Genomic DNA, 24,260 nt, shown 5'->3' with positions numbered 1-24,260 from the left:
CCGTGCCGTTCGTCAGCATCCGATTGGCCGGGTCCGCCACGCGCGAGCAGAAGGCGGGCGTCGTTGCCGACGTCACCGCCAGCCTCGTCGCGCGGCTCGGCAAGCCGGCGGCGGCGGTACAAGTGGTGATCGAGGAAGTCTCGACCGAGAACTACGGGGCCGGCGGTCAGTTGATCGCCGACCGGGACGCGGGCCAGAGTGTGCCCAAGCCAGTGCAGGAGGACGCGCATGCGGAATCCCCACGATGAGGCGCTAGGCTCGCCAACATCATCGGATCGTCGGGGCAAACGCGGAACCGCGTCTGCCGCCGATGAGCCCGTGCGGAAATGCATTCTGACCGGGGACCGGGCGCCGCGTGAGGCGTTGGTTAGGCTGGCGCTGTCTCCGGATGGCGCGGTGCTGCCCGATGTGCGTGCCAAGGCGCCGGGGCGGGGCGCTTGGGTCGGCGTGACGCGCGCCGAGCTTGAGACGGCGATCAAAAAGGGCAAGTTGAAGGGTGCGCTCGCGCGCGCCTTCAAGACCGGACCGATCGCGATCCCCGACGACCTGCCGGAGCGACTCGCCGATGCGCTGGAGCGCGCCGCGCTCGACCGGCTTGGGCTGGAGTCGCGATCGGGCACGTTGCTTACCGGTTCGGAAAAGATCGAGACGGCGGCGCGTTCCGGCCAGCTTCACCTGCTGCTCCACGCCTGCGATGCCGGCGCCGACGGAAACCGCAAGCTCGACCAGGCATGGCGCGTCGGGCGCGATGCCGAAGGCTCCGATCTCAGGGGCTTGGTTTTGCCGGTGCCGCGCACCATATTGGCCGTGGCGCTGGGACGGCAGAATGTGGTACATATCGGCCTGACGGAGCGTAATGCCGCTGCGCGCGTGGAAGAAGCGCTCCACCGCTGGCTGCATTTTCTCGGACCCGACCCCATCCTCTCGTCTTGCGAAACGGCCTCGCAGGGCGCATCGGCGTCGCAACACGACGCCGAGGCAGAGATTTCCGGGCCGGAGCCCGATGCCGATACGACGTTACGAGGAATTTGAGTGAGCGATACGGATAACGAAAAGCCGAAACTCGGCATGCGCCAACCTCTTGGGGTGAAGCGTACCGTCGAAACTGGCGTGGTCAAGCAGAGCTTCAGCCATGGGCGTTCGAACAACGTCGTGGTCGAGGTGAAGCGTGCGCGCACGTTGCGCCGCCCGGGTGAGCCCGAGCCGGCTGCCGCCGCGCCGGCACCCGCCACGCCGCCTGCTCCGGCGCCGAGCACGCCTGCACCGCAGGCGCGCGCGCCCGAGCCGCGTACCAGCCCGGTATCGCCAGCCAATTCGCTGCTGTCGCGGCAGGAGCTTCAGGCGAAGCTTCTGCGCGAGGCGGAAGAGGCGCGGATGACCGCGCTTGAAGAAAATCGCCGCCGTGACGAGCGCATCCGCCTCGACGCGATCGACGAGGAGCGCCGCCGCGCCGAGGAGCGCGCCCGCGCCGCCGAAGCGCCTGCACCCGCCCCCGAGCCTGCTCCGGCGCCTAAGCCGGAGCCGGTCGTCGAGGCACCGGCGCCCGCCGCTGCGCCGGTCGTCGAGGCGCCTGCTGCACCGGAACCGGTATCTGCGCCGACGCCAGCACCCGCTGTGGCGCCTGCCCCCGTACAGGCGAAGGCTCCGGTACGTGCGCCCGTCGCGCCGCCGGCACCGCCTGCTCCGCCGCCGCCGTTGACGATCACGCTCGATTCGAGCCTGCCCGCGCCGCGTCTGTTCACGCCGGTGCCGCGCCCCGAGCGGCCGCGTCCGGCCCCGGCACCCGCGCCGCCGCCCGCCGCCGCAGCAGCCACGCCGGCCAGCACGAATACGACCGCTGCTACGCCATCGGGTGGTCTTGCGCCGAAGCGCCCGGGCAGCGAACCGCCGCGTCCGACGCAGCGTGACCGCAAGGGTGACGATCGCCGCACCGCCGGCAAGCTCACCGTCAACCGCGCGCTTGGCGATGGTGACGGCGCGCGTGCCCGCAGCCTCGCCGCGCTGAAGCGTGCGCGCGAGAAGGAGCATCGCCGCATGGGCGGCCCGCGCGAGGCGCAGGCCAAGCAGGTCCGCGACGTGCAGGTGCCCGAGACGATCACCGTGCAGGAACTCGCCAACCGTATGGCCGAGAAGGGCGCGGATCTGGTCAAGACGCTGTTCAAGATGGGCATGCCCGTCACGATGACGCAGACGATCGACCAGGATACCGCCGAGCTGCTCGTCACCGAGTTCGGCCACAATATCGTGCGTGTGAGCGATTCGGATATCGATCTCGCGATCGAGACCGAGGGCGATGCAGAGGCGACGCTGAAGGCGCGTCCGCCGGTCGTCACGATCATGGGCCATGTCGATCACGGCAAGACCAGCCTGCTCGACGCGCTGCGCGGCACGGACGTGGTGCGCGGCGAAGCTGGCGGCATCACCCAGCACATCGGTGCGTACCAGGTGACGCTCAAGGACAAGTCGAAGGTGACGTTCCTTGATACGCCGGGCCATGAAGCGTTCAGCGAAATGCGCGCACGTGGCGCCAACGTGACCGACATCGTCGTGCTCGTGGTCGCGGCGGACGACAGCATCAAGCCGCAGACGGTGGAGGCGATCAACCACACCAAGGCGGCCGGCGTGCCGATGATCGTGGCGATCAACAAGGTCGACAAGCACGAGGCCAACCCGCAGAAGGTCCGCGAGGCGTTGCTTCAGTACGAAGTTGTCGTTGAGGAGATGTCGGGCGACGTGCAGGACGTCGAAGTGTCGGCGATGAAGAAGACCGGGCTCGATACGCTGATCGAGAAGATCCAGCTTCAGGCCGAACTGCTCGAACTCCGCGCCAACCCCGACCGTATGGCCGAGGGCGCGGTGATCGAGGCGAAGCTCGACAAGGGTCGGGGTCCGGTCGCGACGATCCTCGTCAGCCGGGGCACGCTCAAGGTCGGCGACGTGTTCGTCGTCGGCGCTGAGAGCGGCAAGGTCCGGGCGATGACCAACGACAAGGGCCAGCAGATCAAGGAAGCCGGTCCGTCGATGCCGGTCGAGGTGCTCGGCCTGTCGGGCGTTCCACGCGCGGGCGATCTGCTGTCGGTGGTGGAGAACGAGGCGCGTGCCCGTGAAGTCGCCGAATATCGTCAGAGCGTCATCACCAACAAGCGTACCACGTCGACCCCGGCAAGCCTGGAGAGCATGTTCTCCGCGCTGAAGGACAAGCAGGCGATCGAATATCCGCTCGTCGTCAAGGCCGACACGCAAGGTTCGGTCGAGGCGATCGTGTCGTCGATCAACAAGATCTCGACCGATGACATCAAGGCACGGGTGCTGCACTCGGGCGTCGGTGGCATCACCGAAAGCGACGTGACGCTGGCCGGGGCTTCGGGGGCGCCGATCATCGGCTTCAACGTCCGCCCGAATGCCAAGGCGCGAGAGATCGCCGAGCGTCAGAAGGTCGCGTTTAAATACTATGACGTGATCTACGACCTGATCGACGAGATCCGCGCGGGCATGGCGGGCGAGCTTGGGCCGGAGGCGTTCGAGACGGTGGTCGGCCGCGCCGAAATCCGCGACGTGTTCTCCGCCGGCAAGCACGGCAAGGCGGCGGGTCTGCTCGTTACCGAGGGCAACATCCGCAAGGCGCTCAAGGCACGCATCACGCGCAACGACGTCATCATCTACCAGGGCGAAATCGCTTCGCTGCGCCGGTTCAAGGATGACGTTGCCGAAGTCCGGGCTGGTCTGGAATGCGGTGTGACGTTCACGTCGAACTTCGTCGACATCAAGGCGGGTGACTTCCTCGAAACCTTCGAGGTCGAACTGCGCGAACGCACGCTGTGATCGACGCGGGCGAGGGGCGGGTAATGCGCCGTTCGCCTGCATCGGCGCGCGTTGGTGCGGTGGTCGCATTGCAACGGCAAGGCTGAACGGTGCGGCGTTCGCGCCGGACCGCCCGTGAGCCGGTGGCGCGGGTGATCGTGCCACCCCCGACCACGTGCTGGCTCTGTGGCCGACCTTTGGGCCGCAAAATCGAACAGCATCATCCGTTGCCGAAAAGTCGCGGCGGGCGTGAGACGGTGGCGGTGCATCCGATCTGCCACCGTGCGATCCACACCGCCTTCACTAACGCCGAACTTGCGCAGCCTAGTGTTGCGGCGGCGGTCGCAACGGACCCGCGACTGACGAAGTTTCTCACGTGGATCGCCGACAAACCTCCCGACTTCCATGCGCCGACTGCGCGTCGTACAAAGTGACATCATGAGACCAGCCGAAACCCCCGAAACCCGTTCCGTCCGCCTGCTCCGCGTCGGCGAACAGGTGCGCCATGCGCTGTCCGACATCCTGATGCGCGGCGACGTGCATGACGAGACGCTCGCCAGCCATGCGGTGACGATCACCGAGGTGCGGATGTCGCCCGATCTGCGCCATGCGACGTGCTTCGTGAAGGCGCTGCTCGGCAAGGACGAGGAGGCGGTGCTCAAGGCGCTGCGCACCAACACCGCCTATCTCCAGCGTGAGGTCGCCGGGCGCGTGCAGACGCGGTACGCCGCCAAGCTGAAGTTCGTCGCCGACGAAAGCTTCGACGAAGGCAGCCATATCGACCAGTTGTTGCGCGCGCCGCATGTCGCGCAGGATCTCGGCGACGGCGAAGACTGACCCGCGAAAGTCGTCCGATGGCCAAGCTCTATTTCTATTATGCGTCGATGAACGCGGGTAAATCAACCAACCTGCTGCAGGCCGATTTCAACTACCGCGAGCGGGGCATGCGCACGTTGCTGTTCACCGCCGCGATCGACGATCGCTTTGCGGCGGGGACGATCACGTCGCGGATCGGTCTGGTGGCGCCGGCGCTGGCGTTCGACGCGGCGACAGACCTCGCAGCAATTGCATTGGCACAGTCGGAACCCCCGGCCTGCGTGATGGTCGACGAGGCGCAATTCCTGACAGCGGATCAGGTCGATCAGCTTGCCTCGCTCGCAGACCGGCATGGAATCCCGGTGCTGGCGTACGGCTTGCGAACCGATTTTCGCGGGAATTTGTTCGCGGGGTCGGCGCGGCTGCTGGCGTTGGCCGATACGCTCATCGAGATCAAATCGGTGTGCGAGTGCGGGCGCAAGGCGACGATGAACCTGCGAGTCGATGCGGAGGGACGCGCGGTGACACGCGGTACGCAGACCGAAATCGGCGGCAACGATCGCTACATCGCGCTGTGCCGCCGGCATTTCAGCGAGCGTTCAGCCGGCGTGCGGTAACGACCCGAACAGCACCTTCGGAGGTTTCGCATGCTTAGACCCATGATCCTCGCCACCATGCTGCTGGCGCTGCCGGCAATGGCGGTTGCCGATGTGAAAGGCGATGCCAGGACGGGCGGCTGGCCGCCTGAGCAGGTCGGCAAGGAAACCAGCATCCCGTTGCTCCGCAGCCAGAACCTCTACACTTTCGAGACGGATGGCGATCGCGGCGCCTGGCTGCAGGATCAGCAGCGGCGCTGGTACTACGCCAAGGTGCTGGGGCCGTGCCTTGGCCTCAGCTTTGCGACGCGGATCGGGGTGGACACACGCTTCAACGGCGGGTCGCTCGATCGCACCGGTACGTTGCTGGTCGATGGCCAGCGCTGCCCGATCGACAGCCTGACCGCGAGCGCGGGGCCGCCGCCGAAGCCTGGCAAGCTCAAGCCCGGCCTCAATCGTATCAAGCGGGGCTGACGGCACGACGTTCCGCCGCTAGGCGCGGCGGATGCATGGCTGGATCATTCTCGACAAACCGCTTGGGCTGGGATCGACGCAAGGCGTCTCGGCGGTAAAGCGCGCGCTCAGGCAGGGCGGCTACGGCAAGTGGAAGGTCGGGCATGGCGGCACGCTCGATCCGCTCGCCACCGGCGTACTGCCGATCGCGGTGGGGGAGGCGACCAAGCTTGCCGGGCGGATGCTCGACAGCGACAAGGTGTACGACTTCACGATCCGCTTCGGCGAACAGACCGATACGCTCGATGCAGAGGGCAAGGGTGTAGCCACCAGCGACGTGCGGCCGACGCGGGCGGCGCTCGAGGCGGTGCTGCCGCGCTTCACCGGGCCGATCGAGCAGGTGCCGCCGGCCTATTCCGCGTTGAAGGTGGATGGCGAGCGCGCCTATGATCTCGCGCGGGCAGGCGCGGAGGTGGTGCTGGCCACGCGCGCGGTGACGATCCACGCGCTGACGGTCGCGGCCGTCGCCGATGCCGGGCCGCTGGAGGAGGTGACGCTCAGCGCGCACGTCTCCAAGGGCACGTATATCCGCAGCCTTGCGCGCGACATTGCGCTGGCGCTTGGCACCGTCGGCTATGTCACCATGCTGCGACGGACCAAGGCGGGGCCGTTCGATCTGTCGCAGGCGATATCGCTGGACAATCTCGACCAACACGCTATGGCGCGCACCCTTGAACAGATACTCCTGCCGTTGAGGGCGGGGCTGGACGACATCCCGGCTCTATCCCTCACCCCCGACCAGGCAGGGGCGCTCCGACAGGGGCGTGTGCTGGCCGGGATAGCCGCTGATGATGGCCTCCATTTCGCGCTGCTGGGTGATGCACCCGTCGCGCTGGTCGAGGTTACGGATGGTAACGTCCGGGTCGAACGCGGCTTCAACCTGTAACGATGTCGAAGGAAACGATATGACGATCACCGCAGAGAAGCGCCAGGAACTCATCAAGACCCACGGTCGCGCCGAAGGCGACACCGGCAGCACCGAAGTGCAGGTCGCGATCCTCACCGAGCGCATCCGCAACCTGACCGAGCATTTCAAGGGCCACGCCAAGGACAACCATTCGCGTCGCGGCCTGCTGATGATGGTCAACAAGCGTCGTTCGCTGCTCGACTATCTCCGTCATAAGGATGGTCAGCGGTATCTCGATCTCATCGCGAAGCTTGGTCTTCGCAAGTAATCGAAACGGCGCCTCCGGGCGCCGTTTTTTTGTCTCCGCCTGACGCGGGGACTTGGCAAACACTCTAACGCTGCGCGCCGGAATACGGTACGCAGCACCTGAGCCCCGGCAGACCGCCGGGGAACACCTTGGGCGGCGGCAATTCGGCTCGCCTCCCACGTCGGGGCCAAGACAGGCTCCACCCCGCGCGGACCGGTCAAGTCCGCAGATAGGCCCCGACCGGCATCTGGCCGGCGGTGTTGAAGGAAATCCCATGTTCGATACCAAAACCAGCAGCATCCAGTGGGGCGGCAAGACCCTCACGCTGGAAACGGGCCGCGTTGCCCGCCAGGCTGACGGCGCGATTATCGCGACGCTCGGCGAAACCGTCGTTCTCTGCGCCGTCACGGCGGCGCGTTCGGTGAAGGAGGGGCAGGACTTCTTCCCGCTCACCGTACACTATCAGGAAAAGTATTCGGCGGCCGGCCGCATCCCCGGCGGCTTCTTCAAGCGTGAGCGCGGCGCCACCGAAAAGGAAACGCTGACCAGCCGCCTGATCGATCGCCCGATCCGCCCGCTGTTCCCGGAAGGGTTCTACAACGAGATCAACGTGATTGCCCAAGTTCTCAGCTATGATGGCGAGAACGAGCCGGACATCCTCGCGATGGTTGCGGCATCGGCTGCGCTGACCATCTCGGGCGTGCCGTTCATGGGCCCGATCGGCGCCGCGCGCGTCGGTTACATCGACGGCGAGTACATCCTCAACCCGACCAACGAGCAGATCAAGGCGGGTGACCTCGACCTCGTCGTCGCCGCCACCGGCGATGCCGTGATGATGGTCGAATCGGAAGCCAAGGAGCTTTCCGAAGAGGTCATGCTCGGCGCGGTGCAGTTCGCGCACAAGGCATGCCGTGAAGTCGTCAACGGGATCATCGATCTCGCCGAGCAGGCTGCCAAGGACCCGTGGGAAATGGCCCCGCAGGCCGACCTGTCGGCTGCCAAGGACAAGCTCAAGAAGCTGATCGGCAAGGACATCGCCGCCGCCTACAAGGTGACCGACAAGTCCAAGCGTTCGGGCCTGCTCAACGAGGCACGCGCCAAGGGCAAGGCTGCCTTTGCCGATGCCGCGCCGCAGGACCAGATGGCTGCCGGCAAGCTGATGAAGAAGCTGGAAGCGGAAATCGTTCGCGGCGCCATCCTCAAGGACGGCCAGCGCATCGACGGCCGCAACACCAAGCAGATCCGTCCGATCGAGGCGATGGTCCACTTCCTGCCGCGCACGCACGGTTCGGCGCTGTTCACGCGTGGCGAGACGCAGGCGATCTGCACCACCACGCTCGGCACCAAGGATGCGGAGCAGATGATCGACGGGCTGACCGGCCTGTCGTACGAAAACTTCATGCTGCACTACAACTTCCCGCCCTACTCGGTCGGTGAAGTCGGCCGCTTCGGTGCGCCGGGGCGTCGTGAAGTCGGCCACGGCAAGCTCGCCTGGCGCGCGCTGCATCCGGTGCTGCCGTCGAAGGACGAGTTCCCCTATACGATCCGCGTTCTGTCGGACATCACCGAGTCGAACGGCTCGTCGTCGATGGCGACGGTGTGCGGCGGTTCGCTGTCGATGATGGACGCGGGCGTTCCGCTCAAGCGTCCGGTGTCGGGCATCGCGATGGGCCTGATCCTCGAAGGCAAGGACTTTGCGGTTCTGTCGGACATCCTTGGCGACGAGGATCACCTCGGCGACATGGACTTTAAGGTCGCAGGCACCGAGGCCGGCATCACCACGATGCAGATGGACATCAAGATCGCCGGTATCACCGAGGAGATCATGAAGGTCGCGCTCAATCAGGCCAAGGAAGGCCGTGCGCACATCCTCGGCGAAATGTCGAAGGCGCTGTCGTCGACCCGCAATGAGCTGTCGGCACACGCACCGCGTATCGAGAGCTTCCAGATCGACAAGTCGAAGATCCGTGAAGTGATCGGCACCGGCGGCAAGGTGATCCGCGAGATCGTCGCCACCACCGGCGCCAAGGTCGACATCGACGACGAGGGCGTCATCAAGGTGTCGTCGTCCGATCCGGCGCAGATCGAAGCCGCGATCAAGTGGATCAAGGGCCTCGTCGAGGAAGCCGAAGTCGGCAAGGTCTATGACGGCAAGGTCGTCAACCTGGTGGACTTCGGTGCGTTCGTGAACTTCATGGGCGGCAAGGACGGCCTCGTCCACGTCTCGGAGATCAAGAACGAGCGTGTCGAGAAGGTCTCGGACGTCCTCAAGGAGGGCCAGGAGGTCAAGGTCAAGGTTCTCGAGATCGACCCGCGCGGCAAGGTTCGCCTGTCGATGCGCGTCGTCGATCAGGAAACCGGCGCCGAGCTGGAAGACTCGCGCCCCGCACGCGAGCCGCGTGAGGGTGGCGACCGTGGTCCGCGCGGGCCCCGTCGTGACGGCGACGGTGGTCGTGGCGCCCCGCGTGGTGAAGGTGGTCGTGGTGGCGAAGGTCGCGGCGAGCGTGGTGAGGGCCGCGGCCCCCGCCGCGAAGGCCGTGGCCCCAAGCGCGAGTCGCAGGGCGAGAACGGCGAGGGTCCAGCGCCGGAGTTCGCGCCGGCCTTCTTGACCGGTGATCGCGACTGATCTCTCGTGGTCTAGCGACGAACGAAAGAGGCTCGGGGGCAACCCTGAGCCTTTTTTGTTGGGGGCATCGGCAAAGCGGATGACCGCGATGACGTGTCGGTGGTGCGCACAATGCAGATTTCGGGTGTTAGCCTTTGTCAGCACTCAACCATGGGTTAGACGTGCACAACCGGCAGCCGGGCTGCTAGGGCGGAGCAGGGCTATGGGAATCGGGCGAGCAGGCGCTTTCATCGCACTCTTTGCGGTCACCGCTCCGGCTTTCGGGCAAACAACGCCTTATCCGCTTGAGCGCTATCGCGTCACGCTCAAGGGTGGCGGACTAGGGGTAGACATAGACGAGACCGTCATCGTTTCGATCGTGGTGCACGATGGCAAGCGAGAACGCTGGATCGCCGAACGACGGCGGCGCGATCACAATTGGTGCGCCAGCCAAGTCAACGGACAATGCTCGGCAGGCGACAAGACCGTTCACGACTGGATCGACGGCAATTCCTGTCCCGCCTTGACCGCTGCATTGGAGGATCTTGCGCGGCTGAAGGTCGGCGGGTTCGCTCCGCCTGCCCGTTCGGGCAGTATCATGATCACCGATACGCCGTTGCTGACGGTGAGCGGTACGCCCGACGGGATGACCGGCTACGGCGCTCATATGGCGTTGGCGGGGTTTACCGGACCAGTGGTCGATTGGTGGTCTCGTTCGGAGCGCTCCCTCGCCCAATGCTGGACCCCCAACAGGCTGACAAGCAACGGACGGCAACTCGACGCTCAACGCACGCTGTAATCAGCCACACGATCATATGACGCTGTGATGGATGGCAGGCGAGCTACTCGCCGCCGAGCGCCTCGATCCGCGCAGTGGCTTCCGCCACGCCGGGATTGGCCGCGCTCCCGGTCATCGCTTCGAACATGTCGGTCAGCTTGGCGTAGCGGGTGCGCGCCTCGCGCCATAGGGCGATCGCGCCAGACACATCGCCGACCGCTTCGGCCTGCGTCGCGGCGCAACGCACCGCGTTCGCCACGTCGAGCGGCGGCGCATCGGGCACCTGCGCGTAGAACCACAGCGCCTGTGCGACATCCGCTTCCGCGTCGCCGGCGCGGTCGCCTTCGATCAGCATGTCGGCGCGGTGGCGCAGCGCCTGAGCGAGCGCGAGCGGGTTGCTGCCGCCGCGCAGCATCTCCACCGCGACGGTCTGGTGGTCGATCGCCGCCGCCAGATCGCCCGATTGGCGCGCAGCCTGTGCGGTGCCAAGCAAAGCTTCGATCTGGTTCATGCGCGTTCGATCAGATAGTTCATGCGCGCCGCTGCGATCGGCCGGGCGGGATCGTCCTGCCACGCGCTAGCATCCACGTTGGCGACACGGGTGCCGAGCCGGGTAACGACCCCGCGCGCGAAGGTCGGTTTGTCGCGCCCGCCACGCATGAAATCGACGGTGAGGTTGATCGGTTTGATGCGCGCGTCGCTCTCGATGCCGAGCGCGTGGCGCAACGCAATGATCGACGCGACTTCGAGGAAACCGCCGATCGCGCCACCGTGCAGGAAGCCGGGGCGCCCGACCACGCTGTCGGCATACGGCAGGCTGAGCAGCGTAGGGTCGCCGTCCACAGCTGTTACGCCGAGGAAGCGCGCATAAGGGATGTCGTCCATCACAAATCCGTGAACATGAAGGTGCCGGCGACATTGGCGATCGGATCGGCCGGGTCGCCGTCATGCGCGACGCCGCGCACGAACGATATCGCACGGGTGACGCGGTAGCATTCGCCGCGCCCGATCACGGTCCGTCCCGGCGTGGCGGGCCGCACGTAATCGATGCGCAGATCGAGCGTGGCGTGCGGCCGCGCAACGCCGACCTTCATGCGCACCGCGAAACTGGTCGCGCTGTCCATCAGCGCGAGGATCGGCCCGGAGGCAAGCACCCCGCGCGAAAGATCGCCTATCAACGCTTCACGATACGGCAGCGCCAGTTCTGCCCAATCGGGACCGTGCGCGCGATATTCGATGCCGAGATGGCCGCCATGATGCCCCTCCATCATGTCGGCGAAATCTTCCGGGACGAAGCTGCTGGGATCGGGAAGCGCCATGCGGCCTCCCTACCGCATCGCGGCGGCGCTGCAAGTCTGCGCGGGATTACAGCGATGTAACTGTCCGGCACGGCCGGCGCCGACCTACCGATCCCGCAGCGCAATCGTGCGCGAGGAGACGAACATGGCAGAGTTGAGCATCGACATCGATCAGATCGCGCATCTGGAGACACAGGTCGGCACGTTCGGGAGCATCGGCGGACTCGAGTCGGGTGGCGACGATATGTTCGAATATCTGGTCAGCATCGCGAAGCTGACCCGGCCACAGAGCTGATGACGCTGGACCGCGCAGCGCTGGACGCGGCGGCGGCGCGGTCTTCGCGTTTCGCCGCGTCCTTTGCCGATCATCCAGTCACCCGCATGCTGGAGCATGCCTTCGCTGGTGACGATGCCGAACAGCTTGCCGATGCGGCCGAGTTGCTGCTGGCGCGTGGGGACTGGCTGGCGGAACTGCTCGCGCCGATGGTCGCCGAGCTACGTGCCGACCCGCTGTTCGAGCCGCCGTTCGAGGCGCAACGTGACACGGTCCGGTTCAGCACGGTGCTGTTCGAACGACCGGCCGTCACGCTCACCGCCACGATCGTCTCCGCCGATGCGTTGGCGGTGGCGCCGCCTGTGCGCTCCGTTACGATTGCGGGCAGGCTCAGCGTGATCCGGTTTGTTCGTGGCGGCGGCGCGCGCCGCCAGGTCTGGACGGCCGACCCGGCCGATGCGGACTTCCGCGCGGCCGGCGCGGGTCCGTGCGCCCTCACGCGCGACCAGCCACTCGCGGATGATATGGTGGTGCGGCTCGACGGTCGCACCCAGGGGCAGGTGATCGCGGGCGCGACATCCGATCTGGTGACCGTCACCGCGACGATCCGGCCCGGTGCCTCGCCGTATGTGCGGGAATACGCCCTTGCGGACGGTGCGCTGCTGCGCTGTGCGATGCTCGACGAGCAGCCGGCGCGTACGCAGATGTTGCTTGCCTATCTGCGCCTGGCGGGGCGCAAGGATTCCGGCGCGTGTTTCGCCGCTGCGGCAGGAGACGCGGCGTTCTTCCTGCGCTGGCCGGCGATGCGCGAGTGGCTGGCGCTCGATGCGCCGGCCGCGCTGCCGCACTTGCACGCGATGGCCGAGGCCGATCCGCACCACGAGGTGCGCACCGCTGCACGCGCGACGCTGGCGGCGATCACGATGAGACAGGGAGCAGCGGCATGCCACGGGTGATCGCAACCGACCGCGCGCCGGGGATCGGGCTCGACGATCTCGCCGAGGCGCTCGACACCGCGCGCTTCGATGTCCGCGACGAGGAGTCCCTCGTTACGCTTGGCCCGCTGCTGGCACGTCTCGGGCGCAACCCGCACTTCCTGGGCGATCTGGTGATCGCCGAACTGGAGCGACGCTGTGTCGGTCAGGCTGCCGATAATGCTTATGGCGCGCAGGTGTTCATGCTCAAGCCGCCCAACGGCCGCTACCTGTTGCGCGCGAATTTCTGGCCCGCGCGCGGCGATGCGGTGGTACGCGCGAGCGGCACCGCGTCGTTCTTCTACGATCTGCCACACGATCATAACTTCCCGTTCCTGACCTATGGGTACGAAGGCCCGGGCTATTGGAGCGATTATTACGACTATGACGTGACGGCGGTGGCGGGGCTACCCGGCGAGCACGCCGGGCTCCGCTTCGTCGGGCGGTCGCGCCTCGAACCGGGCAAACTGATGCTCTACCGTGCGCGGCGCGACGTGCACGTGCAATTGCCGCCGGACAGCTTTTCCGTGTCGCTGAACATCCTGTTCTACGATGTGGCGCAACCGTGGCTGGAGCAGTTCCAGTTCGACGTGGCGCAAGGGACGATCGCCACCGGGCTGACCACCGCGCCGGCGGAGGGGCTGGTCACGTTGGCGGCGCAACTCGGTGGGCCGACTGGCATTGCGCTCTGTGAAGAGTTTGCCGCGCGCCATCCAGTGCCACGGATGCGCGCGACCGCCTATGCGGCGCTCGCTTCGGCGTTGCCGGACCGCGACGCGCGCGCAGCACTACTTGCCACCGCTGCGGGTGATGCCGATCGTTATGTGGCAGGGCATGCCAGGCTGCGGCTGGCGCGGATCGAGCAGGCTGCAAACCAATCCATAACGGAGTGAACCTCCCTCAATTGCGATTTCAACACGGTAGCATGGCACCGTAGTGGACGAAGCTCTGGTCTTTGGCGGCGTGCGGGCCGGTTTGGCGGCAGAGGCGATCGCGCGTGGGGTGCGCTTGATTGCAGCCGGCGGGCGTGTCGCGGTGGCCGGGGTGGCGCTCCGCTATCCAGGCGTGGCTTGCCCCGTGCAACTGCCGACGCTGCATGTCGTGGAGGGCGGGGAGGGTGCGGTAACGGAGGCGCTCGATGCCGGCGCGCACGACGCGGTGCCGGCGGCAGCAAGCGACGCGTTGATCGCGGCGCGACTGGCGGCGTTGCTGCGGCGCACCGGGACGGTGGCGCCGGTGCGTCTCGGCCCGCTCACCATCGACCGGCTCGAACGCAAGGCGACACGCGATGGCCGGCAGCTTGGTCTGCGTCCACGGGAATATGCGATCCTGCTGTACCTGGCCGGCTCGGTCGGCACGATCGTCCCACGCGAAACCTTGCGGGAGGCGGTGTGGAACATGCGATTCCACCCGGGCACCAACGCGCTGGAAGTGCAGGTCTCGCGATTGCGCGAGAAGCTCGACAAGGGGTTCGCCACGCCGATGCTGCACACCGAGAAAGGTGTCGGTTACGGGCTGATCGTGCCGGTGGGCGATCCCCCATAGCAAAAGGGCAGGTCCGCTACTGCGAACCTGCCTTTCACATCTTTACGTCAAGCTTGCGCGATCAGCCCGCTGCGGGCGACCGGCGACCGCCGCCGCCCGACGACTGGCGACGCGGGCCACCGGGACGGCCACCGCCGCCACCCGGACGGCCCTGACCACCGGGCCGGCCCGCGCCACCGGCGGGACGGCCTGCGCCACCTGCCGGACGCTCGCCGGTCGGGCGCGCCGAATGCGTCGCGCGTGGCCCTTGGCGGTGACGGCCGGAATCATCGACGCGGCGCTCGGGCGTGTCCGAACCGGCCGGGCGTGCCGCCTTGATGCGGGCCTGCTCGGCACTGAAATCGGCCGGAAGCGGCAGTGGCGTCGGCTTGACCTTGGTCAGCCGCTCGATGTCGCGCAGGAACGGCTTCTCGTCATCCGCGCAGAAGCTGATCGCCACGCCCGACGCGCCCGCGCGCGCGGTGCGCCCGATACGGTGTACATATTGCTCCGGCACGTTGGGCAGCTCGAAGTTGAACACATGGGAAACGCCCGACACGTCGATGCCGCGCGCGGCGATATCGGTCGCGATCAGCACGTTGACCTTGCCGGCCTTGAACTCGCCGAGTGCGCGCTCACGCTGCGGCTGGCTCTTGTTGCCGTGGATCGCGTTGGAGGCGATGCCGTTGGCGGCAAGCAGCTTCACGACGCGGTCGGCGCCATGCTTGGTGCGGGTGAAGACGAGGCAACGCTCGATCTCCGGGTTGCGCAGGTGGATGGTCAGCAGCGCCTGCTTCTCGGACTGGTTCACCAGCGTGACGAACTGGTCGACGCGTTCCGCCGTGGAGGCGATCGGTGCGACCTTGACGGTGGCGGGATCGGTCAGGAATTGATCGGCAAGATCGCGGATCGCGGCGGGCATCGTCGCCGAAAAGAACAACGTCTGGCGCTGCTTGGGGAGCATGCGCACGATCTTCTTGAGAGCATGAATGAAGCCGAGGTCCATCATCTGGTCGGCTTCGTCGAGGACGAGGATTTCCAGCGTGGCGAGGCTGACGAAACGCTGCTCGATCAGGTCGAGCAGGCGGCCCGGCGTGGCGACGAGGATGTCGACGCCGCGCATCATGTCCTGACGGTTCTTGTTGATGCTGACGCCGCCGAACACGGTAGCGACCGACATCTTGGAGAACTTGCCGTAGTCGCGCGCACTCTCGGCGATCTGGCTGGCGAGTTCGCGGGTCGGCGCGAGCACCAGCATGCGGCAATGCGTCGGCAGGATACGCTTGTCGTTGGCGATCAGGTTCTGGATCGAGGGCAGCACGAACGCGGCGGTCTTGCCGGTGCCGGTCTGCGCGATGCCGAGCAGATCGCGGCCTTCAAGCAGCATCGGGATCGACTGCTGCTGAATCGGGGTAGGGGCGGAATAGCCCTTTGCCTCGAGCGCGCGGACGAGCGGTTCGGCAAGGCCGAGTTTGACGAAAGACATGGGGAGAATATCCAATATCAGGCCATGCCCGCGCGCGCCAAGGCGAACGGGTGGCGGGGGAAACCGACACCCCGCGTGAATAGGGAAGCCTTGCGAAAACAACCGGGGCGGAGCTTCGAACCTCTCGGTTCGATCACGCTGCAATACGCCTCGATGGCGGCGATATGTCTGCTGCAACGCGGAAAGTCAATGCCGACGCCGAAAATCTACCCGCGGGGCGGGTCCGATCTGACTTAACCTGCGTTAGAGTACGTGCCAGGGAGTTACAGTTATGTGTCATGTACTGATTATCGAGGACGAACCATTACTCGCGTTCGACCTGCAGGACATGCTGTCAACGGTCGGTGCCACCAGTTTCGCGTTTGCCGAAACCGAGAATCAGGCGGTGAGCGAGGCCCGGCTACGACGGCCTGACGTCATCACCTCGGACGTGATGTTGCGCGAGGGGACCGGCCCGTGTGCGGTCCAGACGATCCTCAGCGAGATGGGGCCGTTGCCGGTGATCTATATCACGGCCACGCCGGATCAGTGCGAACCATGTGAGCCGTCTTCGGCGATCCTGGCGAAGCCGGTGCTGGGCGTGGTGGTGCGCGACGCGTTCCGGGCCGTCGCGCCACACAGCGATTGACGATCACAACCCGCCGCCGGCCAGTGCGGCGAGCAGCAACAGCGCGACGATATTGGTGATCTTTATCATCGGGTTCACGGCTGGCCCTGCCGTGTCCTTGTAGGGATCACCCACGGTGTCGCCGGTCACCGCCGCCTTGTGCGCCTCGCTGCCCTTGCCGCCGTGGTTGCCGTCCTCGATGAACTTCTTGGCATTGTCCCATGCGCCGCCGCCCGACGTCATTGAGATCGCGACGAACAGGCCGGAGACGATCACCCCGAGCAGCATCGCACCGAGTGCCGCAAAACCCGACGCCTGACCCGCTACCAGCGTGACGATGCAATACACCGCGATCGGGCTGAGCACCGGCAGCAGCGATGGGACGATCATCTCGCGGATCGCAGCGCGGGTGACGAGATCGACGGTGCGCGCGTAGTTCGGGCGGCTGGTGCCGGCCATGATGCCGGGATTGGTGCGGAACTGCTCGCGCACCTCTTCCACCACCGCGCCCGCCGCGCGCCCCACCGCCGTCATCCCCATCGCACCGAACAGATAGGGCAATAGCGCGCCGAGCAGCAGCCCGACGATGACATACGGGTTGGAGAGCGTGAAATCGACGGTCAGGCCGCTGAAATATTCCTTCAGGTCGCTGGTATAGGCGCCGAACAGTACCAGCGCCGCCAGTGCCGCCGAGCCGATCGCATAGCCTTTCGTCACCGCCTTGGTGGTGTTGCCGACCGCATCGAGCGCGTCGGTGCGGGTACGAACGTCGTCCGGCAGCCCGGCCATTTCCGCGATGCCGCCCGCATTGTCGGTGACCGGGCCATAAGCGTCGAGCGCCACCACCATGCCGGCCTGGCTGAGCATCGCCGTCGCCGCGAAGGCGATGCCGATCACGCCGGCAAGCTGGAACGCGGCAACCACCGCGACGACGATCACGATCGTCGGCATGGCAGTCGATTCGAGGCTGATGGCGAGGCCCTGGATGACGTTGGTACCGTGGCCGGTTTCGGAAGCCTTGGCGATGCTGCGCACCGGGCGGTAGTTGGTGCCGGTGTAATATTCGGTGATCCACACCAGCAAGCCGGTGACGGCAAGGCCGATCATCATCGACCAGAACAGGCTCATGCCCGTGATGCCGCCGGTCGCGTTCGGATCGAGGAAGCCGTTCGTGCCAAGCGGTGCCGACAGGTCGCCGAGCGTGTAGCGTGTGACGAGATAGATCGCCGGCACGGACAGCAAGGCCGAGGTCCAGAACCCCTTGTACAGCGCACCCATGATCGTTCCGCCGCCGAGGCGTACCGCATAGGTACCGAGAATCGAGGTGATGATGCACACGCCGCCGACGATGAGCGGTAGCGTCATCAGCGCGAGGAGCTGGTCGGCGGATTTGAAGGCAAGCGCGATAGAGATCATCGTCACGCCGAGCGTCACCACGTACGTTTCGAATAGATCGGCGGCCATGCCCGCACAATCACCGACATTGTCGCCGACGTTGTCCGCGATCACGGCGGGGTTGCGCGGATCGTCTTCGGGAATACCGGCCTCGACCTTGCCGACGAGATCCGCGCCGACGTCGGCTGCCTTGGTAAAGATGCCGCCGCCCAGCCGCGCGAAGATCGAGATCAACGATGCGCCGAACGCCAACGCGGTGAGCGCCTCGATAATAACACGGTCCGCCGGGGCATGATGCGCGACCGCGACCAGATACCAGAAGAAGCCCGAGATCGACAGCAGACCCAGCCCCGCCACCAGCATCCCCGTCACCGCGCCGGATCGAAAGGCGAGGGTGAGGCCGCCCTGCAGGCTGGTCCGCGCGGCCTCGGCGGTACGGACGTTGGCGCGGACCGATATGTTCATGCCGACATAGCCCGCCGCGCCGGACAATACCGCGCCGATGAGGAAGCCGATCGTGGAGACGAAGCCCAGCGTCACCGCCAGGATGATCGCCACCACCAGCCCGACGATCGCGATGGTGCGGTACTGCCGGCCGAGATACGCCTTGGCGCCTTCCTGGATGGCGGCGGCGATATCCTGCATCTTATCGTTGCCGGGCGGTGCGCGCAGCACCTGCCCGCTGGTAAAGGCGCCGTAGATCACGGCAATCAGGCCACAGATGATGGCGGCATAGACGATCGTCATGCTGATCCTTCCCCTAAATGCCAGGGGCGGATGGTCGGCTGCGTGGCCGCCTCCGTCCTCTATAACGGCAAAGTATAGGCGTGCGATCTGCGTTGGCAACCGGCTTGCCATGATGCGGCAAAGCCGGTTTGGCGGATGGCTACTGCCGGGCTACGATGCGTGGAGATAGCCTAATCTTGCCGGCAGCGGCACCGCGTCGTCGCCATCGACCAGCGTCAGCCCCGATCCGGCGCCAAACCGCCCGATGCGGGTCGCGGCGACGGGCAGGGAGGCAGCCATCGGGAGCGCGAACAGCAGTTCGTAATCGTCGCCCGCCGTCGCGGCGGTGAGCCGGTCGGCGCGCGCGGTGCCGAGCGCCTTCAACGCAGGCGATAGCGGTACGGCGGCAAGGTCGATCTCGACTGCGACACCGCTGGCCGCCGCCATCCGCTCGGCATCGATGAGCAGGCCGTCCGACACGTCCATCATCGCGCTGACGACCGGGCCGAGCGCGCGGCCCTCGGGCAAGCGGGGATTGGGACGACGATAGGCGGCGAGCAGCGCCGCCGCACCGTCGCCACCCCGCGCGACCGCTAGGCCGGCGCCGGCATCGCCGATGGTGCCGGTGACGTACAGCGCGTCGCCCGCGCGTGCGCCACTCCGGCCTGGCACCACCGCGCCGCCGCTGCCGATCGCGGTGAGGCCGAGCACGCGCGCATCGCCCGCCGGCTGTGCGACCGTATCGCCGCCCAACAGCGGCACGCCGAACGCGGACAGCGCATCGCCCAGCCCGGCGACGAACGCCGCATCCCACGCCGCATCGCCGGTGAGGCCGTACCCCATCAGCACGCCGAGCGGCGTCGCCCCCTTCGCCGCAAGATCGGACAAATTCACCGCGAGCAGCTTCCATGCGACATCGGCGGGCGGATCGCCGGCGAGGAAGTGCACGCCCTCGACCAGCATGTCGTGGGTCAGCACCAACGGGCCGGGCGGCGGTGTCAGCACGGCGGCATCATCGAGGAGAGCACGCGCGGCGGGATCGCGGACGAGACCGCGCAACGCCGCGATGAAGGCGCGTTCACTCATGCGCTTGCTTTCCATGCCGTCCACCGAAGCCCCGTAAAGTTTTCTATAACGGAAAGGAATGCCGCTCCGGCCGCGACGAGAGAGGAAAAGTACCGCACGCGATGATGGCAGTATTGACCTGTATTGGCGGCAAGCACGACCACGGCTTGCTGATACTCGCCGCCGTGCTGTGCATCGCCGGATCGCTGGCGGCGCTGCGCCTGTTCGGCCGTGCCATGATGAACGAGGCCGGGTCGGAGCGGCACGCGTGGTTGTTGCTCGCCGCGGTGGTCGCCGGCTTCGCGATCTGGTGCACGCATTATGTCGCGACCCTCGCCTATATCGGCACCGATCCCGATGCGCGGGGCGCGGCGCTCGCGGCGGTGTCGCTGCTGGTCGCGATCGCCGGCGCCTACACCGGCTTCGCGATCGCCGCGATGCGCACCGGCCGCCGTGCGAGCTGGGCCGGCGGTGCCGTGCTCGGGTTGGCGATCGGCATGACGCATTATCTTGGCGCGTTCCTGGCCGAAAGCGAGCGGGCCGCCTCGTGGCACGCCGACTCAATTGCCGCATCGCTGCTGATGGTGCTGCTGTTCGGCGCGCTTGCGCTCGCCGCTGCCCGAGGCACCATGCGCGGGTTGCCGTCGCGCGCGGCCGCACCGTTGCTGGTTGCGGCGATCTCCAGCCTCCATCTCACCAGCGTCGTCGCGGTCGAGACGCTGCATCGCCTCCCGGTCAAGGCGTCCGAGGGGACCGAGGTGCTGGCGATCGCCGCCGCGCTGGTCGGGCTGGTGGTGATCGCGGCCGGCGCGATGAGCTGGCTGATCGATTCGCGGCTGCGCCGCACGCTCGGCGATCAGTTGAGCCTGATGGCGCTGACCGATCCGCTCACCGGCCTGCCCAACCGCGCCGGGTTCGAGGCGCATCTTGCCGGCGAGATCGCTTGGGCGGAGCGCGCTCAGGCGCGCTTCGCGGTGGTGTCGATCGACATGGACCGGTTCGATACGATCAACGACGCCTATGGCCATCTGTTCGGCGATCTCGTGCTGCGCGCGGTGGCGGCGCGGCTGAACGATGGCGCAGATGAGGGCGAGCGGGTCGCGCGGCTTGGCGGCGACGAATTCGGCGCGCTCAAGCGGTTCGCCACCCCCGCCGAACTGACCGGCTTCCTCGCGCGGCTCCGCGAAGCCTGTTCGCGCGCGATCGAGATCGAGGGCGTCCGCGTCGAGATTGCCGCATCGTTAGGTGTGGCGATCTACCCCGAGGATTCGGCCTCCGCCGACATGCTCGTCAACAATGCGGCGCTGGCCCGGCACCGTTCGACCAGCGAGGAGCCGTTGTGCTTCTACAACGGCTGCGTCGACGATGTGGTGCGCAGGCAGCGCGCGATCGCCTCCGATCTCAAGATGGCGATCCAGCGCGGGCAGTTGCAACTCTACTATCAGCCGCAGACCAGCCTCACCGACGGTGCGCTTGTCGGGTATGAATCGCTGGCCCGCTGGAACCACCCGGTGCGGGGGCCGATCTCGCCCGCCGAGTTCATTCCGGCGGCGGAGAAGCACGGACTGATCGGCGTGCTGGGCGACTGGGCGCTGCGGCAGGCGTGCGAGGATGTGGCGCGGTGGAGCGGATCGACCAAGGTCGCGGTCAACGTATCGCCGAGCCAGTTGTCCGATCCCGATCTGCCGCGCCGCATCCACGAGGCGCTGATCGCGTCTCGGCTCGCGCCCTGGCGGCTGGAGATCGAGCTGACCGAATCGGCGATCATGGCGGACCGGACGCAGGCGCTGCACGCGCTGCGGCAGATCAAGGCGCTCGGCGTTGCGGTCGCGCTCGACGATTTCGGTACCGGCTATTCCTCGCTGGAGGTGTTGGGCTCGTTCCCGTTCGACAAGATCAAGCTCGACCGCTGTTTCGTGATGCGGCTCGAACAGAGCGCCCAGGCGCTGGGTATCGTACGCGCGGTGCTGGCGATCGGGCGGACGTTCGGCATCCCGGTGCTGGCCGAGGGGATCGAGACGCCCGCGCAATATTCGATCCTACGCGCCGAAGGCTGCGCGCTGGGGCAGGGCTATCTGATGGGCCGCCCGATGCCGCAGCCGCAGATGGAAGGCTATACCCCCGGCGAGATGCGGCGGGCGGGATAGTTCTCGCGCTCAGCTCGCGCGGCGCACGTCCTTGGAAATGGCGTCGAGCAGGCCGTTGACGAAACCCGTCTCGCGGCGCTCGAAAAAGGCGTGCGCGACATCGACATATTCGCTGATGACCGTTGCGGTCGGCACGTCGACGCGGGCGAGCAGTTCGTAGGTGCCCGCACGCAGGATCGCACGCATCGACTTGTCGAGCCGTTCCAGCGTCCAGCCGCTGGCGAGCTTGCCCCGGATCGCGGCGTCGATCTCCTCGCCACGCGCGGTCGCGCCGGTTACGACGTCGTCGAAGAAGGCGACGTCGGCCTCGGCATATTCGGCATCCTCGATCGTCGCGCCCAGACGGTGCGCGTGGAATTCGTGGAGCAGGCGGGGCACCGGCGTGCCCTCCATCTCATGCTGGTAGAGGGCCTGGGTGGCGGCGAGGCGCGCGGCGGCGCGGGCCTTGGAACGGGCGGCGGTACGGGAGGACATTCGCGCGCCTTAGCGAAGACGCACGAAAAATCCCACCCCGTTCGTACCTACAGCCGCAGCGCCACCGACCTGGCATGTGCGGGCAGCCCCTCGGTTTCTGCCAGCGCCACCGCCGCCGGGCCAATGGCGGCAAGGCTGGCGGGGTCGAGTTGCAGGAAGCTGGTGCGCTTCATGAAATCGAGCACCGACAGGCCGCTGGCAAAGCGCGCACGCCGCCCCGTCGGCAGGACGTGGTTCGGGCCGGCGACGTAATCGCCGATCGCCTCCGGGGTATGCCGGCCGAGGAACACCGAACCGGCATGGCGGACGCGATCGAACAGCGGCTGCGGGTCGTCGCAGGCCAGTTCGAGATGTTCGGGCGCAAGCCGGTCGACCAGCGGGATCGCCTCGGCAAGGCTGGCGGTGACGATGATCGCGCCGTTCGCGTCCCAGCTCTGCCGCGCGGTGTCGGCGGTGGAAAGCTCGCCGATCTGGAGATCGACCGCCTCGGCCACGGCATCGCCAAAGGCGGCATCGTCGGTGAACAGGATCGACTGGCTGGTCGGATCATGCTCGGCCTGGCTGAGCAGATCGGCGGCGATCCATGTCGGATCGTTGCGACCGTCCGCAACGACGACGATCTCGCTCGGGCCTGCCACCATGTCGATGCCGACCATGCCGTAGACCTGCCGCTTGGCCTCCGCCACCCAGGCGTTGCCGGGGCCGGTGATGACGTCGACCGCCGGAATCCGCTGTGTACCGTAGGCGAGTGCGGCGATCGCCTGCGCGCCACCGATCCGCCACACCTCGTCCACGCCCGCGATATGCGCGGCGGCAAGCACCAGCGGATTGACCTCGCCATTGGGTGTCGGCGTGACCATCACCAGCCGCTCGACCCCGGCGACGCGCGCGGGGATCGCGTTCATCAGCACCGAGGAGGGGTAGGCCGCGCGCCCGCCCGGGATGTAGATGCCCGCCGCTTGTATCGCGTTCCAGCGCGCGCCGAGCCGGACGCCGGCATCGTCGGTGGCGTCGCTGTCGGTGGGTTTCTGCTTCTCGTGATAGGTCGCGATCCGCGCGGCGGCGAGATCGAGCGCGGCGCGCAGATCGGGCGCGAGCCCTTCATAGGCGGCGATCCATTCCGATTTCTCGATCCGCCAGCCGGTCGCATTGAGATCGTGGCGGTCGAACTTCTCGGTGAATGCGGCGACGGCGGCATCACCCTCGTCGCGCACGCTGGCAAGGATCGTACGCACGTCGCGCGCGACGTCGGCGTCGCTCTCGCGGCGGGCGTTGACGAGCGCCGCGAAGTCCCGCTCGAACGCGGGGTCGGACGTGGTGAGGCGGATCATGCGGCCAACTCCATCGTCACGGCCTGACGGAAGCGTTCGACCAGCGGCACGATTTCCGCGCGGGTCTTGAAGGCGGCGCGGTTGACGACGAGGCGGGACGACACTTCGGCGATCACCTCCACCTCGACCAGCCCATTTTCCTTCAGCGTGCGGCCCGACGAGACCAGATCGACGATGCGCGGCGCAAGGCCGAGCAGCGGCGCCAGCTCCATCGCGCCGTTCAGCTTGACGCATTCGGCCTGCACGCCGCGCGCCTCGAAATGCTGTGCCGTCACGTGCGGATATTTGGTGGCGATGCGGATGTGGCTCCAACCGCGCGGATCGTCGCCCGCCGCCATCTGTGCGGGTTCGGCCACCGACAGCCGGCAATGACCGATGCCGAGATCGACCGGCGCGTACAGTTCGGAATAGTCGAACTCGGCGAGTACGTCCGACCCGACGATGCCGAGTTGCGCCGCACCATGCGCGACGAAGGTCGCCACGTCGAACGCGCGCACGCGGATCAGGTCGATGCCGGGCGTTTCGGTGTGGAAGCGAAGCGCGCGGCTGTTCTCGTCGCTGAACGCGGCTTCGGGTACGATGCCGGCACGCTTCAGCAGCGGCACCGCCTCTTCGAGGATGCGGCCCTTGGGCACGGCGATGATGATAGGATCGGTCATGTCGGCGTGGCTCTACCGGCGCGCCCGCGCCGGTGCA

At 67.0% G+C, this 24,260-nt stretch carries 26 protein-coding genes; 17 read left to right on the top strand and 9 right to left on the bottom strand.

The window, feature by feature from the left end:
* Nucleotides 1–2 precede the first annotated feature (2 nt).
* The 11 genes from OXR00_RS08870 (at nt 3) to OXR00_RS08820 (ending at nt 10,284) form a co-directional block, all read left to right on the top strand.
* A complete protein-coding gene (locus OXR00_RS08870) occupies nt 3–248 on the top strand; it encodes a 4-oxalocrotonate tautomerase family protein (RefSeq protein WP_242147915.1) in 246 nt (81 codons plus the stop codon).
* On the top strand, nt 229–1,032 hold the full coding sequence (locus tag OXR00_RS08865) for a DUF448 domain-containing protein (protein ID WP_267387873.1): 804 nt from the start codon (nt 229–231) through the stop codon (nt 1,030–1,032). Before OXR00_RS08870 ends, OXR00_RS08865 begins: the two co-directional genes overlap by 20 nt.
* On the top strand, nt 1,033–3,822 hold the full coding sequence (gene infB, locus OXR00_RS08860) for a translation initiation factor IF-2 (protein WP_267387872.1): 2,790 nt from the start codon (nt 1,033–1,035) through the stop codon (nt 3,820–3,822).
* Between the two features lie 134 nt (nt 3,823–3,956).
* Nucleotides 3,957–4,235: an HNH endonuclease gene (locus OXR00_RS08855; RefSeq protein WP_267387927.1), complete on the top strand. Its 279-nt coding sequence runs from the start codon at nt 3,957–3,959 to the stop codon at nt 4,233–4,235.
* Nucleotides 4,236–4,239: 4 nt separating this feature from the next.
* Complete coding sequence (gene rbfA / locus OXR00_RS08850) at nt 4,240–4,638, top strand: 30S ribosome-binding factor RbfA (RefSeq protein ID WP_267387871.1); 399 nt, start codon at nt 4,240–4,242, stop codon at nt 4,636–4,638.
* Between the two features lie 17 nt (nt 4,639–4,655).
* Nucleotides 4,656–5,234 (top strand): thymidine kinase, encoded by a 579-nt coding sequence (locus OXR00_RS08845; protein ID WP_267387870.1) that lies wholly within the window; start codon nt 4,656–4,658, stop codon nt 5,232–5,234.
* Nucleotides 5,235–5,264: 30 nt separating this feature from the next.
* Nucleotides 5,265–5,687, top strand: coding sequence for a DUF6491 family protein (locus OXR00_RS08840; RefSeq protein WP_267387869.1), 423 nt, complete (start codon nt 5,265–5,267; stop codon nt 5,685–5,687).
* Nucleotides 5,688–5,718: 31 nt separating this feature from the next.
* Entirely contained in the window at nt 5,719–6,612 is an 894-nt protein-coding gene (truB, locus tag OXR00_RS08835) for a tRNA pseudouridine(55) synthase TruB (protein ID WP_267387868.1), read from the top strand.
* 19 nt (nt 6,613–6,631) lie between these two features.
* Complete coding sequence (gene rpsO, locus OXR00_RS08830; protein WP_242147901.1) at nt 6,632–6,901, top strand: 30S ribosomal protein S15; 270 nt, start codon at nt 6,632–6,634, stop codon at nt 6,899–6,901.
* A 253-nt stretch (nt 6,902–7,154) separates the two neighbouring features.
* Complete coding sequence (pnp, locus tag OXR00_RS08825; RefSeq protein ID WP_267387867.1) at nt 7,155–9,506, top strand: polyribonucleotide nucleotidyltransferase; 2,352 nt, start codon at nt 7,155–7,157, stop codon at nt 9,504–9,506.
* 202 nt (nt 9,507–9,708) lie between these two features.
* Nucleotides 9,709–10,284, top strand: coding sequence for a hypothetical protein (locus tag OXR00_RS08820; RefSeq protein WP_267387866.1), 576 nt, complete (start codon nt 9,709–9,711; stop codon nt 10,282–10,284).
* A 43-nt stretch (nt 10,285–10,327) separates the two neighbouring features.
* On the opposite strand, the gene OXR00_RS08815 is transcribed toward OXR00_RS08820, so the two are convergent.
* Genes OXR00_RS08815 through OXR00_RS08805 form a run of 3 tightly spaced genes read right to left on the bottom strand, consistent with a single transcriptional unit; the run spans nt 10,328 to nt 11,582 of the window.
* Nucleotides 10,328–10,774, bottom strand: a complete 447-nt coding sequence (locus tag OXR00_RS08815; RefSeq protein ID WP_242147895.1) for a hypothetical protein — start codon at nt 10,772–10,774, stop codon at nt 10,328–10,330.
* Nucleotides 10,771–11,148, bottom strand: coding sequence for a PaaI family thioesterase (locus tag OXR00_RS08810; RefSeq protein ID WP_267387865.1), 378 nt, complete (start codon nt 11,146–11,148; stop codon nt 10,771–10,773). The genes OXR00_RS08815 and OXR00_RS08810 overlap by 4 nt, the downstream gene beginning before the upstream one ends.
* Nucleotides 11,148–11,582, bottom strand: coding sequence for a PaaI family thioesterase (locus tag OXR00_RS08805; protein WP_267387864.1), 435 nt, complete (start codon nt 11,580–11,582; stop codon nt 11,148–11,150). The genes OXR00_RS08810 and OXR00_RS08805 overlap by 1 nt, the downstream gene beginning before the upstream one ends.
* A 124-nt stretch (nt 11,583–11,706) precedes the next feature.
* Here OXR00_RS08805 and OXR00_RS08800 point away from each other — a divergent pair, with 124 nt between their 5' ends.
* Genes OXR00_RS08800 through OXR00_RS19765 form a run of 4 tightly spaced genes read left to right on the top strand, consistent with a single transcriptional unit; the run spans nt 11,707 to nt 14,354 of the window.
* Nucleotides 11,707–11,856 (top strand): hypothetical protein, encoded by a 150-nt coding sequence (locus OXR00_RS08800; protein ID WP_267387863.1) that lies wholly within the window; start codon nt 11,707–11,709, stop codon nt 11,854–11,856.
* On the top strand, nt 11,856–12,791 hold the full coding sequence (locus tag OXR00_RS08795; protein ID WP_267387862.1) for a hypothetical protein: 936 nt from the start codon (nt 11,856–11,858) through the stop codon (nt 12,789–12,791). Before OXR00_RS08800 ends, OXR00_RS08795 begins: the two co-directional genes overlap by 1 nt.
* Nucleotides 12,779–13,702, top strand: coding sequence for a transposase (locus tag OXR00_RS08790; RefSeq protein ID WP_267387860.1), 924 nt, complete (start codon nt 12,779–12,781; stop codon nt 13,700–13,702). Before OXR00_RS08795 ends, OXR00_RS08790 begins: the two co-directional genes overlap by 13 nt.
* A 43-nt stretch (nt 13,703–13,745) precedes the next feature.
* Entirely contained in the window at nt 13,746–14,354 is a 609-nt protein-coding gene (locus OXR00_RS19765) for a winged helix-turn-helix domain-containing protein (protein ID WP_267387859.1), read from the top strand.
* Between the two features lie 61 nt (nt 14,355–14,415).
* On the opposite strand, the gene OXR00_RS08780 is transcribed toward OXR00_RS19765, so the two are convergent.
* Nucleotides 14,416–15,819 (bottom strand): DEAD/DEAH box helicase, encoded by a 1,404-nt coding sequence (locus OXR00_RS08780; protein WP_267387858.1) that lies wholly within the window; start codon nt 15,817–15,819, stop codon nt 14,416–14,418.
* A 271-nt stretch (nt 15,820–16,090) separates the two neighbouring features.
* Here OXR00_RS08780 and OXR00_RS08775 point away from each other — a divergent pair, with 271 nt between their 5' ends.
* Nucleotides 16,091–16,447 carry a response regulator gene (locus tag OXR00_RS08775; RefSeq protein WP_267387857.1) on the top strand — a complete coding sequence of 119 codons (357 nt, stop codon included), beginning with the start codon at nt 16,091–16,093 and terminating at the stop codon, nt 16,445–16,447.
* Nucleotides 16,448–16,450: 3 nt separating this feature from the next.
* On the opposite strand, the gene OXR00_RS08770 is transcribed toward OXR00_RS08775, so the two are convergent.
* A complete protein-coding gene (locus OXR00_RS08770) occupies nt 16,451–18,568 on the bottom strand; it encodes a sodium-translocating pyrophosphatase (RefSeq protein WP_267387856.1) in 2,118 nt (705 codons plus the stop codon).
* A 150-nt stretch (nt 18,569–18,718) separates the two neighbouring features.
* Nucleotides 18,719–19,633 carry a thiamine-phosphate kinase gene (gene thiL, locus OXR00_RS08765; protein ID WP_267387855.1) on the bottom strand — a complete coding sequence of 305 codons (915 nt, stop codon included), beginning with the start codon at nt 19,631–19,633 and terminating at the stop codon, nt 18,719–18,721.
* A gap of 101 nt (nt 19,634–19,734) precedes the next feature.
* Here thiL and OXR00_RS08760 point away from each other — a divergent pair, with 101 nt between their 5' ends.
* Nucleotides 19,735–21,759: an EAL domain-containing protein gene (locus OXR00_RS08760; protein ID WP_267387854.1), complete on the top strand. Its 2,025-nt coding sequence runs from the start codon at nt 19,735–19,737 to the stop codon at nt 21,757–21,759.
* A gap of 9 nt (nt 21,760–21,768) precedes the next feature.
* Here the strand turns inward: OXR00_RS08760 and nusB are convergent, their stop codons facing one another.
* The 3 genes from nusB to hisG are packed head-to-tail and all read right to left on the bottom strand — an operon-like array spanning nt 21,769 to nt 24,223.
* Entirely contained in the window at nt 21,769–22,233 is a 465-nt protein-coding gene (gene nusB, locus OXR00_RS08755; RefSeq protein WP_267387852.1) for a transcription antitermination factor NusB, read from the bottom strand.
* A 47-nt stretch (nt 22,234–22,280) separates the two neighbouring features.
* The gene (hisD, locus tag OXR00_RS08750) at nt 22,281–23,564 is read right to left on the bottom strand and encodes a histidinol dehydrogenase (RefSeq protein ID WP_267387850.1); all 1,284 of its coding nucleotides are present in this window, start codon (nt 23,562–23,564) and stop codon (nt 22,281–22,283) included.
* On the bottom strand, nt 23,561–24,223 hold the full coding sequence (gene hisG, locus OXR00_RS08745) for an ATP phosphoribosyltransferase (protein ID WP_267387849.1): 663 nt from the start codon (nt 24,221–24,223) through the stop codon (nt 23,561–23,563). The genes hisD and hisG overlap by 4 nt, the downstream gene beginning before the upstream one ends.
* Between the last annotated feature and the right edge of the window lie 37 nt (nt 24,224–24,260).

The organism is Sphingomonas sp. GC_Shp_3, assembly GCF_026540945.1.
Taxonomy (GTDB): domain Bacteria; phylum Pseudomonadota; class Alphaproteobacteria; order Sphingomonadales; family Sphingomonadaceae; genus Sphingomonas.
This window is presented reverse-complemented; position numbering and strand designations above follow the sequence as displayed.